At 71.9% G+C, this 17,026-nt stretch carries 12 protein-coding genes and 1 pseudogene; 7 read left to right on the top strand and 6 right to left on the bottom strand.

The annotated features are described in order from the left end of the window. Positions 1–61: 61 nt before the first annotated feature. Positions 62–913: pseudogene (locus tag ACIP67_RS37715) on the top strand (transposase domain-containing protein); the annotation flags it as partial. A 50-nt stretch (positions 914–963) separates the two neighbouring features. Beyond that, positions 964–1,575 (top strand): hypothetical protein, encoded by a 612-nt coding sequence (locus ACIP67_RS37710; protein ID WP_401698029.1) that lies wholly within the window; start codon positions 964–966, stop codon positions 1,573–1,575. Between the two features lie 293 nt (positions 1,576–1,868). Here ACIP67_RS37710 and ACIP67_RS37705 read toward each other — a convergent pair whose 3' ends face one another. Continuing rightward, positions 1,869–3,392, bottom strand: a complete 1,524-nt coding sequence (locus tag ACIP67_RS37705) for an aldehyde dehydrogenase family protein (protein WP_401698028.1) — start codon at positions 3,390–3,392, stop codon at positions 1,869–1,871. Between the two features lie 352 nt (positions 3,393–3,744). Between ACIP67_RS37705 and ACIP67_RS37700 the strand changes: the two genes are divergently transcribed. Continuing rightward, positions 3,745–4,083 carry a hypothetical protein gene (locus tag ACIP67_RS37700; protein WP_401698027.1) on the top strand — a complete coding sequence of 113 codons (339 nt, stop codon included), beginning with the start codon at positions 3,745–3,747 and terminating at the stop codon, positions 4,081–4,083. Further along, positions 4,080–6,941: an Hsp70 family protein gene (locus ACIP67_RS37695; protein ID WP_401698026.1), complete on the top strand. Its 2,862-nt coding sequence runs from the start codon at positions 4,080–4,082 to the stop codon at positions 6,939–6,941. Before ACIP67_RS37700 ends, ACIP67_RS37695 begins: the two co-directional genes overlap by 4 nt. A gap of 246 nt (positions 6,942–7,187) precedes the next feature. Here the strand turns inward: ACIP67_RS37695 and ACIP67_RS37690 are convergent, their stop codons facing one another. From ACIP67_RS37690 to xylB, 4 genes are all read right to left on the bottom strand, one after another. Next, the gene (locus ACIP67_RS37690; protein WP_401698024.1) at positions 7,188–8,540 is read right to left on the bottom strand and encodes a GAF domain-containing protein; all 1,353 of its coding nucleotides are present in this window, start codon (positions 8,538–8,540) and stop codon (positions 7,188–7,190) included. A 117-nt stretch (positions 8,541–8,657) separates the two neighbouring features. Beyond that, positions 8,658–9,263 (bottom strand): N-acetylmuramoyl-L-alanine amidase, encoded by a 606-nt coding sequence (locus ACIP67_RS37685; protein WP_401698023.1) that lies wholly within the window; start codon positions 9,261–9,263, stop codon positions 8,658–8,660. A gap of 850 nt (positions 9,264–10,113) precedes the next feature. Next, a complete protein-coding gene (locus ACIP67_RS37680; protein ID WP_401698022.1) occupies positions 10,114–11,322 on the bottom strand; it encodes an ROK family protein in 1,209 nt (402 codons plus the stop codon). 15 nt (positions 11,323–11,337) lie between these two features. Further along, positions 11,338–12,783, bottom strand: a complete 1,446-nt coding sequence (xylB, locus tag ACIP67_RS37675; protein WP_401698020.1) for a xylulokinase — start codon at positions 12,781–12,783, stop codon at positions 11,338–11,340. 127 nt (positions 12,784–12,910) lie between these two features. Here xylB and xylA point away from each other — a divergent pair, with 127 nt between their 5' ends. Both xylA and ACIP67_RS37665 read left to right on the top strand, forming a co-directional pair. Then, positions 12,911–14,077 carry a xylose isomerase gene (gene xylA / locus ACIP67_RS37670; protein ID WP_401698019.1) on the top strand — a complete coding sequence of 389 codons (1,167 nt, stop codon included), beginning with the start codon at positions 12,911–12,913 and terminating at the stop codon, positions 14,075–14,077. 585 nt (positions 14,078–14,662) lie between these two features. Then, on the top strand, positions 14,663–14,965 hold the full coding sequence (locus ACIP67_RS37665) for a hypothetical protein (RefSeq protein ID WP_401698017.1): 303 nt from the start codon (positions 14,663–14,665) through the stop codon (positions 14,963–14,965). 180 nt (positions 14,966–15,145) lie between these two features. On the opposite strand, the gene ACIP67_RS37660 is transcribed toward ACIP67_RS37665, so the two are convergent. Then, positions 15,146–16,489, bottom strand: a complete 1,344-nt coding sequence (locus tag ACIP67_RS37660; RefSeq protein WP_401698016.1) for an esterase-like activity of phytase family protein — start codon at positions 16,487–16,489, stop codon at positions 15,146–15,148. A 296-nt stretch (positions 16,490–16,785) separates the two neighbouring features. Here ACIP67_RS37660 and ACIP67_RS37655 point away from each other — a divergent pair, with 296 nt between their 5' ends. Then, the gene (locus tag ACIP67_RS37655; RefSeq protein ID WP_389517422.1) at positions 16,786–16,968 is read left to right on the top strand and encodes a hypothetical protein; all 183 of its coding nucleotides are present in this window, start codon (positions 16,786–16,788) and stop codon (positions 16,966–16,968) included. The last annotated feature ends 58 nt before the right edge of the window (positions 16,969–17,026 follow it).

Here is a 17,026-nt window from a genome sequence, read left to right as displayed (position 1 = left end):
CGAGTACGAACGCGACTGGTGGCGACAACAGGAAGCCACCCCGCAGTCCGCCTGAAACAAGATCGCCGGACTCTACGGAACTCGGGGCAGCTCACGGCTGCGGGATCTTCCCTCACGGGTCGGGGTCTACTTTCTGCTGGCGACGTGCATGTTCCCCGAGGTCGGCTATCGGCTCGTGTGGGCCAAGCTGACGGCCGGCCTGTCGGGGATGCCGGTTGTCCGCCCGAGCACGAAGGCACTCCGTGATCTGCGCCGCCGACTCGGCAGTGCGCCGGTGCGTGCGTTGTTCGAGGTGTTGGCCGGGCCGTTGGCTCGGCCAACCATGCCGGGGGTGCGGTTCGGCCCGTATCGGACGGTGTCGTTCGACGGCTGCAGCTCGATCAAGGTGCCTGACAGCGAACGCAACCGGGGCTGGCTGGGGCGGTGCCCGCACGGCGGGTATCCCCAGGTCGAGCTGATGACGCTGGTCGAGACCGGCACCCGGGCCGTCATCGCGGCGGTCTTCGGCCCCACCCGGGAGGGCGAAACCTCCTACGCCACCAGGCTGTTGCACCATCTGGGCCCCGAGATGCTGGTGCTGTGGGACCGGGGCTTCGACAGCAACGACTTCCTCACCGCCGCGCACGCCACCGGCGCACAGGTCCTGGGCCGCATCCGCCAGCGCCGCCGCCCACCAGTCCATCAAACTCTCGCCGACTCCTCCTATCTCTCGGTCATCGGCGGCGTCCCGGTGCGCATCATCGAAGCCCAGGTGAGTATCACCTGCACCGATGGCAGCAACTTCGAGGGTTCTTACCGTCTGGTGACCACGCTCCTGGACGCCCGCCGCTACCCCGCCGACCGCCTCGTGCACCTGTATCACGAGCGTTGGGAGCACGAGAGCGCCTACTACGCCTTGCGCCACACCATCCTGCACGGACGTGTCCTGCGCTCGCACGACCCGGCCGGCGTCGAGCAGGAGGTGTGGGCTCGCTCACCCTCTACCAGGTTCTGCGCCGCACCATGGTCCAGGCGGCGGAGTCCCAGCCAGGCACCGATCCCGACCGCTGCGGCTTCACCGTCGCCCTCCAGACCGCCCGTGACCTGCTGGTAGGTGCAGAAGGAGTCTTCGAGCAGGGCATCGGGGAGATCGGCCGACGCGTCCTGTCGGCGCTATCGCCCGCACGCCGGGGCCGCGTCAGTACCCGCAAGGTGAAGTCCCCCATCTCCCGCTACGCGGAAAGGAAACTGGACGGCCGCCCCGACGCCAGCAAGGCCGTGACCTCGACGGTGATCACTCTCCTGCCGCCGCCGGCGCCGGAGCCCGCACTGCCCACGACCACGGTCCCCCAGTACGTCGGCCCCGGCCAGACCAGCAACCGCATGACACGTGTCCTCACCATCCTGCAGGCAGAACCCGAACGGCTCTGGCGCTCAAGGGAGATCGCCGAACTCCTCGGCGACGTCACCCTCGTCGCCACCTACCGACAACTCGCCCGCTGGACCAAGAAGGGAATGATCAAGAGAGTCCGCACGGGACGCTACGCGGCAGTCGCACCGGAGACGACCCCCTTGCGTGACCTACAAAAACGCTAACTACCCGGCCTTGGGGAAACTTCACTACGCCAAGTTCCTGGCTGATGCGCGGAACCACGCCAACACCCTGATCGAAGACTCCATGCGGCGATGGGAGGAGGCGACGGACGATGATGATGCGGAGAGCGCCTTAGCGGGACCTTGGCCCGGAAATGCCCCGGAACTGCTGGTCAGAGCTGGGATACGGGTGGGAGAAATCGGGAGTAAGGGCGTGTTTCGACTCGCTGCTTAGATGTGCGCCGAGAAGGGCGCCTGCCGGGCATCTGCCCTGGTCAGGCGCCCTTTTTCTGCGTCTAGAAGAAGCCGAGCTTCTTCGGCGAGTACGACACCAGAAGGTTCTTGGTCTGCTGGTAGTGCTCCAGCATCATCTTGTGCGTCTCCCGCCCGATCCCGGACTGCTTGTACCCGCCGAACGCCGCGTGGGCCGGGTAGGCGTGGTAGCAGTTGGTCCAGACGCGGCCGGCCTGGATCGCACGGCCTGCGCGGTACGCTGTGTTGACGTCCCGCGTCCAGACACCGGCCCCGAGGCCGTACGACGTGTCGTTGGCGATCTCGATGGCGTCGTCGAAGTCGTCGAAGGAGGCCACCGAGACGACCGGTCCGAAGATCTCCTCCTGGAAGATCCGCATGCGGTTGTCGCCCTCGAAGACGGTCGGCTGGACGTAGTACCCGCCCTTCAGCTCGCCGTCGTACTCGGCCCGTTCCCCGCCGGTGAGGATCCTGGCGCCCTCCTGACGGCCGATGTCGATGTAGGAGAGGATCTTCTTGAGCTGGTCGTCGGAGGCCTGGGCGCCGATCATCGTGTCGGTGTCGAGGGGGTGCCCGGGCTTGATCAGCTCGGTGCGGGCGACGGCCGCGGCCAGGAAGTCGGAGTAGTTGCCGCGCTGGATCAGACCGCGGGACGGGCAGGTGCACACCTCGCCCTGGTTCAGCGCGAACATCGTGAAGCCTTCGAGCGCCTTGTCGCGCAGGTCGTCGTCCTTCTCCCACACGTCGTCGAAGAAGATGTTCGGCGACTTGCCGCCCAGTTCCAGCGTGACCGGCTTCAGGTTCTCCGCGGCGTACCGCATGATCAGCCGGCCGGTGGAGGTCTCGCCGGTGAACGCCACCTTCGCCACGCGCGGGCTGGATGCGAGCGGCTTGCCCGCCTCCTCGCCGAAGCCATTGACGATGTTCACCACCCCGGGCGGCAACAGGTCCGCGATCAGGCTCATCCAGTAGTGCAACGACACCGGCGTCTGCTCGGCGGGCTTGATGACGACCGCGTTGCCCGCCGCGAGGGCCGGCGCAAGCTTCCACGTGGCCATCAGGATCGGGAAGTTCCACGGGATGATCTGCGCGACGACACCGAGCGGCTCGTGGAAGTGGTACGCCACCGTGTCGGCGTCGACCTCGCTGAGCGTCCCCTCCTGCGCGCGGACCGCGCCGGCGAAGTACCGGAAGTGGTCGATGGCCAACGGGATGTCCGCCGCCAGCGTCTCACGGACCGGCTTGCCGTTCTCCCAGCTCTCCGCGACGGCCAGGGGCTCCAGATGCGCCTCCATGCGGTCGGCGATCCTGAGCAGGATGTCGGAGCGCTCGGTGGTCGACGTCCTGCCCCAGCCCGGTGCGGCCGCGTGCGCCGCGTCCAGCGCCCGCTCCACGTCCTCGGCCGAACCGCGGGCCACCTCCGTGAACGGCAGCCCGTTCACCGGGGACGGGTTCTCGAAGTACCGGCCCCGGACCGGCGGCACGTACGCGCCGCCGATGAAGTGGTCGTAGCGGTCCTGGTAGGAGACGATCGCGCCCTCGGTACCGGGCGCCGCGTAACGGGTCATGGTGCTGCCTCCCTGAGCGGTGCTGCCCGCCGTTGGACAGCTCTCCGCCGGAGGCTAGGGAAGCGGACGTTGCGAGGACGTTGCGTCGACGGCCGGGCCGGGCCGGGGCGGCCGGGCCGACGTGGACGGGCTGCCGTCGGTGGAAGCGCCGAACGACGCGGGCGAACCGGACGACGTGAGCCCCCGAGGACGGGAGGGGTGGGGCCCGGGTGGCCCACCGGGGGCCAGGAAACGCTCTGTGCGCGAACGTGCACAATCCGGCACCGGGTTCAGTACGCTCACCCTGACACGACCATGTTCCGTGCGAGCAGGCACAGTTCGACGGCGCGGCAGCAGTTCACAGGGGGCCCGGATGTCAGATCCGCGGAATGCCGGTGTACCGGTCATCACCATCGACTACGGCGTCGACGACGGGGAGAAGTCGTTCCTCGCCCGTACCCGCACCGCCGTCACCCACGTCACGCGGATCAGTTCCGACACACTCGCCCAGAACGTGGCCACGTTGTGCCAGTACGTGGGCGGTGTCTTCGAACAGGCCTCCACGGCCTCGGACACGCTGGAGCTGACCGGCCTGGAGGTGCACGTCCAGGTCACCGCCAAGGGCGAAGTCCGGCTCGTCGGCGCCACGTCCGCCGAGGTCAACGGCGGAATGAAGCTGATCTTCCAGCGGCGGGCGGGAGGCCCGTCGTGAACGTGGCGGTGGCCGTCGGCTGCTCCCGCTACGAGGACGAGGACATCGCGGATCTGCGTTTCGCGCACCGGGACGCGCTGCGGATGCGGGACACGCTCGCGGCGTCCATGGACATTCCGTCGGACGCCGTCTTCGCCTTCGCCGACGGGCTGGCGGAGGCGCTCCCGACCCGCCACAACGTGCTCCGTACGCTCTCGAAGCTGGCCACGCACGCCACCGGCCCCATCGACCGGCTTTTCTTCTTCTTCAGCGGCCACGGGTTCCACTCCACCGTGGACGGAAACGACTACCTCATCACGCGGGAGTCCATCACCTCCGCGCTCGAGGAGACGAGCCTCAGGTTCGACCTCCTCGTGCGGATGCTCCGGGGGACGGGTGCCGCCCACGTCGTCCTGCTGCTGGACGCCTGCCGTACGGCTGTGGCGGGCGGCAAGTCGCTCTACCCGGCCGCCACCAAGGTGGACGTGGAGAAGCTCTGCCCGCCCGGCATGGTGTCGTTCTGCTCGTGCGCACCCGAGACGAGTTCGTACGAAAGCGGCCGGCTGGAGTCGGGCATCTTCTCCCAGGCCCTTCACGAGGCGTTCGGCGACGAAGGGCGATGCGTCACCGTCGGACAGCTCGACGCCTATCTGACGGACCGGGTCCCCGGGCTCGCCCGGCAGTACGAGAAGCCGCTCCAGCGACCGTACTCACGCGTCGAACCGGCGGCACTCGTCGATCTCGAACTCGTCTCGCCCCGCAAACGCAACGAGTGGCGGGCCTCGGCGGGTGTGGGCGAGGAGATCAGGCAGCGGTCGGTCGTCCGGGGCGGCAACGCCGAGATCCCGGACCCCGCGATCTTCGCCATCGACTTCGGCACCACGACCTCGGTCATCGGGGTGCCGGACGGCGACGGACAGGTGCACCTCCTGCCGGCGGGGGACGGCAGGAAACTGGTGCCGTCCGTGGTCACCTTCCTCCCGGACTTGAGCTATCTGGTGGGCTCGCACGCCGTCGAGCTGGAGCACTTCTCCCCCGGGCGCACCGTGCGGGCCGTCAAGCGACACCTCGGCACGGACTGGGTCCTGTCCCTCGACGGCAAGGAACTGTCGCCGGAACTGCTGGCGTCGCTCGTCATCAGAAGCCTGCGCGGCAACGCCGAGGACGCCCTGGGCCGGCTCCCGCAGGACGCGGTGGTCGCCTACCCGGCCAACTTCAGCATCCGGCAGGCCAACAGCCTGCTGCGCGCCTTCGAACTGGCGGGGCTGCGGGTCACCCGGATGGTCGGCGAACCGAATGTCGCGGCCTATCTGCTGCTCGTGGACCGTCCCGACTGGGAGGGAACCGCCCTCGTGGTCGACCTCGGCGGCGGGACCCTGGACATCGCGGTCGTCGAGTCCGGCGACGGTGTGATCGAGGTCAAGTCGGTCTACGGCGACAACCATCTCGGCGGCCTCGACTTCGACGCGGCGCTCGCGGCCCGGCTGAAGCGGCGACTGTTCGCGTGGAACAGCGCGGTGGTCTTCGACACCGCGCTGGAGGCACAGATCTTCAAAGAGGCGGAGCGCGCCAAGCAGCTGCTGACCACGGACCAGTCCGCGGTGGTGGTGATCCGGGACATCGAGGTCGGGTCGCAGGTCGTGTCGCACCGCTTCACCGTCGACCGCGCCGAGTTCCGGGACGTCTGCGAGGAACTGACGGCACGGTTCGCGTACGTCGCGCGGACGGCCATCGACGACGTGTGGGGCCGCCCCGACATCGACGTCGTCCTGCTCACCGGGCAGGGGGGAAAGACGTTCACCGTCCGCGAGGCCCTCGAAAGGCTCCTGCCCGACGTCGAGTTCATCGAGCTGTACCAGGAGTTCGCCGTCTGCCACGGGCTGGCGATGCAGGCCGGGGTGTTGCAGGGACTGCAGAAGGACGTGCTGCTGCTCGACATGAGCCATCGGGGCATCGGCATCCGGTGCACGCCCGTGCACGGGCGCGGACCGCTGGGGACGGGAGACGGGCAGGGGCCTCACCGGTTGCGCAAGGCACCGGTCGCGGACGCGAGCAGCCACGTGCTGGTCGACAGGCTCACGACGATCCCCACGAAGCGGACCGAGCACTTCACCTTCGAAGGCGCGCGCGGCGCCGATGTCGTCATCCCGGTGATCGAGAGGTCCAAGACGTCCCGCGACGACGTCGAGATCTGCACGATCACCCTGCCCGCCCGCCAGAAGGCGGTGGCCGTCGAGCTGACGGTGGACATCGACGCGAACAGCATCATGGTGCTGCACGTGGCGGACAGGACGAACAACACGTACCGGCGCTTCCAGCTGAACCACCACTACCGGCAGTCCCGTTCCACTCCTCGCTTCGACTACGAGGGAGTCGACCTGATGCTGGACGGCTGGGCCGTCTACGACGTGGAGTGGGCCGACACCACCACACGCTCGTCCGAGGAGCGTGCCGCCGCCACGCCACGGACCCTGACCGGCCCCGTTGTCGCGGAGGTGATCGCCAGGCTGGACGAGGACCAGGCCGGGGGCGCGATCGCGGAGTGGAACCTCCCCGTCCATCTCCGGCGCAAGGCCCGCCTCCTCCTCGTCGCCGACCGGCGCGACGACGCGGCCCGGGCACTCGCGGAGTCCGTGCGCCGCCGAGCGTCCAGCCCCGAGTACGACTACCAATGGGAGGCCCTCACCGTCGACCTCGATCTCGCCCACCGGGAATTGCACGGCACCCCCGCGCTCGCCCTGGTGCGAGACGCCGTACAGGGCCTGCTCGCCCACGACAGGCGGCCTGGACCGCTGCGGGCCCCGGCTGTGATCCGGGCCCTGGAACGCGTCGGCGCCCGTGAGGAGGCCCGTCACCTCGAACGGCTCACGGTCGGCTAGCCGGTCCCTCGGGGACCGCTGATCGCACAGCTGCCTGCCGACGTCTCTTCGCGCCGCCCGGCCGGTCAGCGCACCGACCTTCGTGATCACGGCCCCACCTCCGCGCCCACGAGGGCACCGACATCCACCGCCGGCGGCCGCCGAACGCAGAGAACACGCCCGCATCCGAAGCCTCGAAACATCCGCCGGGAGGACGCCCCTCGCGACCGCGACCGCGACCGCGACCGCGGGCTGACCCGGCGCAACCTAGGCGCTCACACCACCAGGAGGCGGCGGACTGTCGCTGCGGGGGCGGTCCGGCGTCAGAGGGCCGGACCGGTGGATGCCGGGCCGTCGGCCCGGCCGTCCCGGTGGTACCGCCAGCTCCGACTCCAAGGCCGCCAGACGGGCCCGGACCGCCGCCGTCGGGCGGGTCGCCGCCAGTGCCCGCCACACGTCGACATCGTCCTCGCCCCACGGCGCGTGCGCCCAGTCCGCGAGCAGGTCCGGGTCGGCGCGCGCGATCAGCGCGGCACGCAGGGCGTCGGCCGTGCGGTGCCTGAGCCGCACCACCGCCGGTGCCCGTGACGCCGGCAGCAGGGGCCCGGCGTACGCCGACGCCGCCGCCGTGACCGCGCCGGACGCCAGCCGGCGTTCGACGGCGGAGACGTCCGACTCGACGGGAACGGTGAGCCGGTAGGGACGCGAGGCCAGCAGTCCCGGCCCCAGCACCCCGCGCAGCCGGGTGAGTTCGGCTCGCAGCGTCACCGGCGTCACCGACTCGTTCTCGTACAGCGCGCACGACAACTCGTCGCCGCTCAGGCCCTCCGGGTGCCGGGCCAGCAGGACCAGGATCTCGCTGTGCCGCCGGCTGAGCCGGAGCCGGCGGCCGCCCATGGTCACACATGCCTCGTCCCGTCCCAGCACGGCCAGCACCGGCGGGGCGGTGTCCGCCGGCTCGGGGGCGAGCAGCGCGAGATGGGACTCGGCCGCCCGGGCGACCGCCTGCACGAAGCCCAGACTGTGCGGGTGGGCGAGCCGGTCCCCGCCGGTGATGTCCACCGCACCCAGCACCCGCCCGGTCCGCGGATCGTGCACGGGAGCCGCCGCGCACGTCCACGGCTGCACCCGCCGGATGAAGTGCTCGGCCGCGAACACCTGCACCGGCCGGTCCACGGCGACCGCCGTGCCCGGCGCGTTCGTCCCGACCGCGCTCTCCGCCCACCGCGCACCGGGCACGAAGTTCATCCGCCCCGCCTTCCGCCGCGTCGCCGGATGACCCTCGACCCACAGGAGTCTGCCGTGCGCGTCGCACACCGCGACGAGATGCTCCCCGTCGGCGGCGAACGGACCCAGGAGTTCACGGAACAGCGGCATCACCCGCGCCAGTGGGTGCTCGGCCCGGTAGACGCCGAGATCGCCGTCCGTCAGCTCGACACTCGCGGTGCCGTCGGGCCCGACGCCCGCCCGCGCCGAGCGCCGCCACGAGTCGGCCACCACGGCCCGCACCGGCCTCGCCACCGTGCCGGCGGCGGTGAACGTCTCGTGCGCCCGCCGCAGTATCCGTACGCGCTCGGCAGGGTCGGCCCACGGCTCCAGGGCCACCCAGGGATCGGTCAACTCGGCCTCCCGGAAGGCGATGCGACTGGGGACATCGTCACTCCGGGCGTGCCCGCCGACAACCGTTCGGACCGGGGTCGCGCCGAAGGCGGATCGGCGCGTCCGCCCGTCGCGTCGCTACGGCCGGACGGAGGCGACGAGTCTGAGATAGCGCGCCCAGTCCCAGTGGCGACCCGGATCCGTATGGTCCGTCCCGGGCACTTCGCGGTGGCCGATGATGTGGGTGCGGTCCTTCGGGATGCCGTAGCGGTCGCAGACGGATGACGTCAACAGGGCGGACCGCTCGTACAACGCGTCGGTGAAGTAGGACGGCTCGTCCACCCAGCCCTCGTGCTCGATGCCGATGCTGCGCGTGTTGAACTCCCAGTTGCCCGCGTGCCAGGCGATGTCGGTCTCACGCACGCACTGCGCCACCTTGCCGTCGGCGGAACGGACGACGTAGTGCGCGGACACCTTCTTCTTCGGGTTCTGGAAGACGGCGAGGGTCTTGGAGTAGGTGGTCTGTGTGACGTGGATGACGACGCGGTCGACGGTGTGGGCGGCGGGGCGGTTCGACGCGGTGTAGTTGGAAGGGGTCGCGGGCTGCCACTGGGCCGAGGCGTAGTCGACGGTCGCGTCCTCGGCGCCGGCCCGGGCGTCCGGCAGCAGGGCGTAGGGGACGGCCGCGAGGACGGCACCCTTCAGGATCCGTCGCCTGCCGTGCAGGAGTCTTGCTCGTTCCACGATGTGATGCCTTTCTGGGGAGCTGGGAGCTGGGAGCTGGGAGCTGGGAGCTGGGGAGAGGGGAAGCGGGGAAGTGGGGAAGTGGGGGAGCGTTCAGGGGTGTGATGCCGGCCGGTCGCGGGGCCTCAGCCGCGAGGCGTCGCCGCGGACTTCGTCGGCGGAGCCGCGGTGTCCCGCCGTCGCGCATGTGGTCCGCGGTCCGTCCGACGCGCCGCCCGCCCGTGCTTGCGGAGCCCGGCCACGCATGGGTCGGTGGTGTCGCACATGGTGTGCCAACGAGAACTCGGCCGTCGGGGTTGCGTACCCCAGTTCACGTACGGGCTATGGGAGGGGTCGCGGGTGTGATCGGTTCCCGGCGGCGCTTCCGGCGCGCGGTATGGCCACGAGTCGGGGCCGGCTGTGGCGAGCCGCCGAACGCCGGGGCGGTCCCCGGCGGTTCGGACCGCGTGGTCATGCTCCGTGAGGCGGTCGTGACGCTGAAGTCGGTCATGCTGCACGGCTCCGTTCAGGGGACGGCTGGTGGAGGCGGGGACGAGGGCGCGGGCGTGGACGGTTGCGCGGAGGGGGCCGGTGTGACGGGGAGGCTCGGCTGCGCCCGCGTGATCACGTTACGGCGGCCGGCCGGCGTACGGGGGCCACCGCCGGGTTCGGTGGACGAGCGCGGAACTGTGGACAACTCGCTCACCCGAACGGGGAGTTCCGGTCGGTTCGGCCGTGCGGGTGCCTCCGGCCGCCGCGGTCGCGGAGCCTCCGCGCCGGCCCGCCGGCGCACACCGCGGCGGCCGTCCGAGCCGAGGGAACCGCTGACGCCACGTCCGTTCACCGGCCGGGCGCCGGGAAACCGCAGGGCTCAGCCTCGCCCCGCCACCGCCGCCGGATCGTCCAGCACGGTCCGCACCACGGAGTGCGCCGCCCCGAGCAGCGGACCTTCGGGGCCCAGTCGCGACACGGACACCGGACAGGGCGGGCCCGCCGTGCGGCGGGCGAGTTCGGCCTCCAGGGACGGCAGCAGCCAGGGCGCGAGGCCGGACAGAGCGCCGCCGAGCACGACGCTCTCGGGGTCCAGGAGATTGAGCGCCCCGGTCAGGGCGATACCGAGGGCCGTTCCCGCCTCGCGCAGGGCCCGTCGTACGTCCTCGTCGCCGTCGGCCGCACGGTCGGCCAACAGGCCGACCCGGCCCTCGCCCGGCGCGAGGCCGGCCGCGCGCAGGACCGCCTCCTCACCGGCGTACTGCTCCAGGCAGCCGCGTCCGCCGCACACGCACCGGGGCCCGTCGGGACGGACCGGGACGTGGCCGAGCTCGCCGGCGAAGCCGCGGGTGCCGCGCAGCAGACTGCCGTCCACGACGAGTGCCGCGCCGATGCCGATCTCGGCCGACACGTGCAGGAAGTCGCGCGGGGTCCCGGACCCCAGCCAGAGTTCGGCCAGCCCGCCGAAGTTGGCCTCGTTGTCCACGGCCAGCGGGAACTCCCCGGGCAGCAGCGCGCCGAGGTCGACGTCCTGCCAGCCCAGGTTGGGGGCGCGGACGACGGTGCGGGCGTCGCGGGCCACCAGACCGGGAACGGCGACGGCGAGGCCGGCCGGCCACAACCCCTCGGCCGCCGCCTCCGCGGCGACCTCACGCACCAGCCGGGCGAGTTCCTCGACCACCGGCCCGGGCGAGCGGCCCCGGTTCGTGCCCTGCCGTTCGGCGCGCACCCGCACGTCACCGCGCAGGTCCACGGCACAGACCGCGAGGTGGTCGACGCCGACCTCGGCGCCGATCCCCGCCGGGCCGCGGCCGCTGACGGCGAGCGCCGACCCCGGCCGGCCCACCCGGCCGGGCCGCTCGGGGCCCAGCTCCTCCAGCAGACCGGAGCGTATGAGCTCGTCGACGAGGGTCGACACCGCCGCCCGGGTCAGACCGATGCGCGAGGCGACCGCCGCCCGCGAGAGCGGTCCCTCGGCGCTGACGGCGTGCATCACCCGGGCCAGGTTGCGGCGGCGCATGCCCTGCTGGGTGTCGGGCAGCGCACGCCCCGGCCCGGCCGGGCGCGCCTCGTGCAGCGGTGCGGTCATGCCGTCGGTCGACTCTCAGTGGGTGTCCGTGGCCCGCTCCAGCAGCGGGGCCGCGTCGGAGAGTACCCCGGCGATCCTGGCCAGCGTCGCCTCGTCCCGCTCCACGGCGTCCAGCACCGGGCCCCGCGTCGTGTTCCAGCGCCGGGCGACGGACGCCGGGTCCTCGCCGGTCAGCAGCCCGGCCGCCTGCGCCGCCGCGCCCAGTGCGACGAGCTCCTTGGCCTCGGGGATCTGCACCGGCCGTCCCGACAGCCGCCGTACGGTCTGCTGCCAGGCCGTGCCGCGGGCACCGCCGCCGATCAGCAACAGGGGGGCGGAGCGGTCCGCGTCCTCGTCGAGGACGAGGTCGAGCGCGCCGAGCAGGGAGTGGACCGCGCCGTCGTAGGCGGCCTGGAGGAGCTGCCCGGCGGTGGTGTCGTGGCGCAGGCCGTGCAGGAGGCCGGAGGCGTTCGGCAGGTTCGGGGTGCGCTCGCCGTCCAGGTAGGGGAGGAGTGTGAGCTCCGCGGCGGGCTCCACGGCCTCCCGGTCCAGGCCCAGCAGGGCCGCGACACGGTCGACGGCGAGCGTGCAGTTCAGCGTGCAGGCCAGGGGGAGCCAGTCGCCGTGGGCGTCGGCGAAGCCGGCCACGGTGCCGGTCGGGTCGGCGGGGCGGCGCTTGGCCACCGCGTACACCGTGCCCGAGGTGCCGAGGCTCAGCACCGGTGTGCCGGGGCGCAGGCCGAGGCCCAGCGCGGCGGCCGCGTTGTCGCCGGTGCCCGGGGCCACCAGGGTGCCCTTGGAGAACGGCAGGCCGTGGCTGTCGCGCACCGTGCCCGCCACCTCGCCGGGGCGCACCACGCGCGGCAGCAGCGCCGGGTCGAGGCCCACATGGGCGAGGATCTCCTCGTCGTACGCCTCGGTCCCGGACGCCCACCAGCCGGTGCCGGAGGCGTCACCGCGGTCGGTCGTGCCCTCACCCGTGAGGCGCTCGGTGAGATAGTCGTGGGGGAGGCGGACGGCCTTCGTGGCGCGCAGGGCCTCCGGCTCGTGCTCGGCGAGCCAGGCCCACTTCGTCACAGTGAACGAGGCGGCCGGGACCGAGCCGGTGCGCTCCGCCCAGAACGCCGCGCCCCCCAGCTCCTCGGTCAGCCGACGGGCCTGCGGGGCCGAGCGCACGTCGTTCCACAGCAGCGCCGGACGCACCGGCTCGCCTCGATCGTCCAGCGTCACCAGCCCGTGCTGCTGTCCGCCGATCGACACCGCTGCGGCCTCGTGCGCCGCGTCACCGCACTGGCGCAGCGCCTCGCACAGCGCGTCCCACCACTGGCGCGGGTCGCTCTCCCGGCCGGCGCCCGAGGACACCGTGTGCGGCGCCTGACCGCTCGCGACGACCTGCCCGGTGGCCGCGTCGACGACCAGCGCCTTGGTGGACTGGGTGGATGTGTCCACGCCGACGACGAGCGGACCCTCGGCTGCTGACATCGGGCTCTCCTCAAGTTTTTCCGCGGCTCTGCGGGATCTGTCTTCCCAGAGATGCGTCCGCATACTAATTTGTAAACGGCCATGACGAAATAGTCGGCAAGACAGTCTTCAAGCAAGGAGCCGTGGCATGAGCTACCAGCCCACCCCCGACGACAGGTTCACATTCGGTCTGTGGACCGTCGGCTGGCAGGGACGGGACCCGTTCGGCGACGCCACGCGGCGCGCCCTGGACCCGGTCGAGACGGTGCAGCGCCTGGCCGAGCTGGGCGCCTACGGCGTGACCTTCCACGACGACGACCTGATCCCCTTCGGCTCGTCCGACAGCGAGCGCGAGGAGCACATCAAGCGCTTCCGCCAGGCGCTGGACACCACCGGCATGACCGTGCCGATGGCCACCACCAACCTCTTCACCCACCCCGTCTTCAAGGACGGCGCGTTCACCGCCAACGACCGCGACGTGCGCCGCTACGCCCTGCGCAAGACGATCCGCAACATCGACCTCGCCGCCGAGCTCGGCGCCAAGACCTACGTCGCCTGGGGCGGCCGTGAGGGCGCGGAGTCCGGTGCCGCCAAGGACGTGCGCGTGGCCCTCGACCGCATGAAGGAGGCCTTCGACCTCCTCGGCGAGTACGTCACCTCCCAGGGCTACGACCTGCGCTTCGCCATCGAGCCCAAGCCGAACGAGCCGCGCGGCGACATCCTGCTGCCCACCGTCGGCCACGCCCTGGCGTTCATCGAGCGCCTGGAGCGCCCGGAGCTGTACGGCGTCAACCCCGAGGTCGGCCACGAGCAGATGGCGGGCCTGAACTTCCCGCACGGCATCGCCCAGGCGCTGTGGGCGGGCAAGCTCTTCCACATCGACCTCAACGGCCAGTCCGGCATCAAGTACGACCAGGACCTGCGCTTCGGCGCCGGCGACCTGCGCTCCGCCTTCTGGCTGGTCGACCTGCTGGAGAGCGCCGGCTACACCGGCCCGCGCCACTTCGACTTCAAGCCGCCGCGCACCGAGGACCTGGACGGGGTGTGGGCGTCGGCCGCGGGCTGCATGCGCAACTACCTGATCCTGAAGGAGCGCGCGGCCGCCTTCCGCAACGACCCCGAGGTCCAGCAGGCCCTGCGCGACGCCCGCCTGGACCAGCTGGCCCAGGCCACCGCCGCCGACGGCCTGGAGGCCCTGCTGGCCGACCGCTCCGCGTTCGAGGAGTTCGACGTCGAGGCCGCCGCCGCCCGTGGCATGGCCTTCGAGCACCTGGACCAGCTCGCCATGGACCACCTCCTCGGCGCCCGGGGCTGACCGCACGCGCGCGGGGGTGTGAGGCCCGGGCCCGTCTCCGACCGCACCCACGCGGGCTCGGAGGCGGTCTCCGGCGCTCCCGCGGGCACACGCAGGTGCTCGTGCGCGCGGGGTTGTGCTCGCACCCGCGCGGTGCCGCACGCGCGCGTGGCGTCGGCCTCTGCTCCGCTCCGGCGTCGGACCCTGTTTCGTCCTGGCGTCGGCCTCTGCTCCGCTCCGGCGTCGGCCTCTGTTTCGTCCTGGCGTCGGCCTCTGCTTCGATGGCGACCGCGTACCGTCGTGGTGGCGGTCCCTTCATCGGACACGCCGGAATCGTCCGCTCCATGGCATGGAGGCGTATCAAGTCCCGTAAGGGGGTCGCGTCCTGGGCGGTCGCGGGCGACGCTGGACACCATGGCCATGCCGCCCGTACCGCCCCAGCCGCCCGGACCGCCGGGTGACACGCCGCCTCCGGGCGGCTTCGGACCGCCTCCCTCGGGCTCCGGCTCCGATCACGGCACGGGAGGGGGCGGTTGGCCGCCTCCTCCGCCCTCGTCGCCGCCGGGCCCGCCCGGTGGCCCCAGGAGGCGCGGAAAACCCCTTTTCGTGGTGCTCGCGCTCCTGGCGGCCGCCATTGCCGTGGTCGCCGTGGTGCTGATGGCCTCGGGTGGCGACGACTCACCGGACGAGGACCCGCCGGCGGGCACCAGCTCCTCTCCCGCGCCGTCCCTCAGCCTCCCGACCGAGCTGCCCAGCGGGTTCCCCAGCGACCTGCCCACCCGGCTGCCCAGCGGACTGCCGACGGAGCTGCCGACCGCATTGCCCACCGAGCTGCCGACCGCACTGCCCACCGAAGTACCCAGTGATCTCGAGTCGCTCCTGCCGTCCCTGGACGCACTGCTGCCGTAGCGGGGCCGCAGGGCCGTCGCGCGACACACCGGCGTGAGGGTCATCGTGAGGGAACCCGGGACTCCACAGATGGTTCGGCCCCTCTCGCAGACCCTCTCGCACAAGCGGAGCGGATCTCCTCACGCGCGGGTGTGTGTGCCGCACGACGCGTCCCCGAGGCCGTGGACCGGCCGACCGACGTCACAGAGCCCGCGGCAGCCGCACGTAGGTCACCGTCGTCTCGACGTCGCTGTCGACCAGCCGGCCCTGTGCGTCGAACGCCTCGGCGCCGTCCGTCATCCCGAAGTCGTTGTCGTTGATCAGGGCGAGCGTGTCGCGGTCCACGCGCGCGACGCCCTCGATCTTCCCGGGCACCCCGGCGACCGTGCCCAGGTCGACGACGAGCCGCTTGGACAGGACCGGCACACCCAACGCGGCGGGATCGTCGAGCTGCTCCAGCGAGGGCGACGTCGCCTCGTCGTCCCAGCGGCCGCCGAGGATGTTCGCCCGGCGGTCCAGCCGTACCAGGTGCAGGCGCGCCGCCTTGTCCGTCCGTTCCTCGACCAGCAGCCGGTCGCCACCCACCGCGATCACGGACGAGATCTTGAGCTCGGAGGTGTCGTCCTCGCTCGGGTCGACCACGTTCACCGCATCGAAGCGGTACGCGTACTCGGCGGTGACCGCCTTCTTCCCGGGAGAGAACCGCAGCAGACGCACGGTGCGCGAGGCCTCGCCCGCGTCCTCGTCCGGCAGCGACAGCGGGCTCTGCACCGCCAGCACGAGGTCACCGCCCGGCAACTGGGCCAGTCCTTCGAAGCCGCGGTTGATCTTCCGGTTCAGCAGGACCGCGGGCAATGCCTCCACGACCGGGTAGTCGGCGCCCTCGAGATGCAGCCCCTCTGGCACGTAGCGCGTCAGGACCTTCCCGCGCGCGGAGACGTGCACCAGCGACGGCCCGTACTCGTCGACGAGCCAGAAACTCCCGTCCGAGGCCCGCACGATGCCCTCGGTGTCCAGCCCGTCCGGGTCGTACGACAGCGGCGTGCCCGCGTCGTAGGAATAGGGCGCCTCGTCCCGCCCCGCCTGGTTCGGTAGGCCGGTGACGGGCTTCCCGGACGACGTGGTCAGGGGGATCGCCCCCAGGACCTTCACCGTGCTCCCCGTGACCCGGATCCGCACGATCGCCGGGTCGAAGCCGGGCACGGGGAACGTGCGGCGCTTGGTTCCGTCCACCTTGATCTGACCATTGGGGCCGCGGTCCGTGACCGTCCAGAACTCGCCCACGCGGTCCGCCGGGTAGATGTCGCTGCCGATGCCGCCGAGGTCCACCCCGCGGTCGTCGGCCACCGTGCCCGGGAGCAGCGAGTTGCTGAACGCCCCGAGCGGGACGTCGCCGAGAGTCGCCGTCCGGGTGACGTACGCCTCCCCCGACGGTGTGTGCGCGGCGGCCGGTCCGGCCGTGGCCAGTGCGGCCAGCACCGCGAGCGGTACGCCCGCCGCGACGGATCGGTGGACGCGGCGCCGGCCGGGGGCGTGCGGGGACATCGGGCCTCCTGAGGGGCATGTTCGGTGACAGCCGCCAGGCTTGGGCCACCCGCGGAACGCCGCACGACGCGCCGGTGAACGCCGGGCGTCGGCCATCCGTCGGCCTGGGCGCCGGCACGTCCAGGCCGAACGCGCGCCCAGCGCGGCCGAGTGGTCCGATGGTGGGGGAGCAGGCACTCTCAGGGGCGTCTACGGGTGCATGTCAGGGACGTCTCAGGGACGCCGGTGGAACCGTGCGCCGCGTGGACCCGTTTTCAGAGCAGAGAGCGGCAGTGGCCGCGAAGGAGGCGACGCACATGTCGAGAAACGCGAAGATCGCCGCAGGGGGCGTGGCGGTAGGTCTCCTACTGCTGATCTGGCTGCCCTGGTGGGCTGCTCTGCTGATTGTGCTGGGTGTTCCGGCGGCGGCGTACCTGGCGCTGGATCCCTCACAACGGCGCAGGCTGCGCCGCGTCACACGCAAGGAGCTCGGTCGCTGAGAAGGCGGGGGCCGGGCCGCGGCCCCCGCCCTCCGCGGCGCTCGGTCCCGTATGCGCG

This window comes from Streptomyces sp. NPDC088812 (assembly GCF_044750285.1).
Lineage (GTDB): Bacteria > Actinomycetota > Actinomycetes > Streptomycetales > Streptomycetaceae > Streptomyces.
Note: the sequence above shows the minus strand (reverse complement) of the source record. Positions and strands in the feature narration are given on the sequence as shown.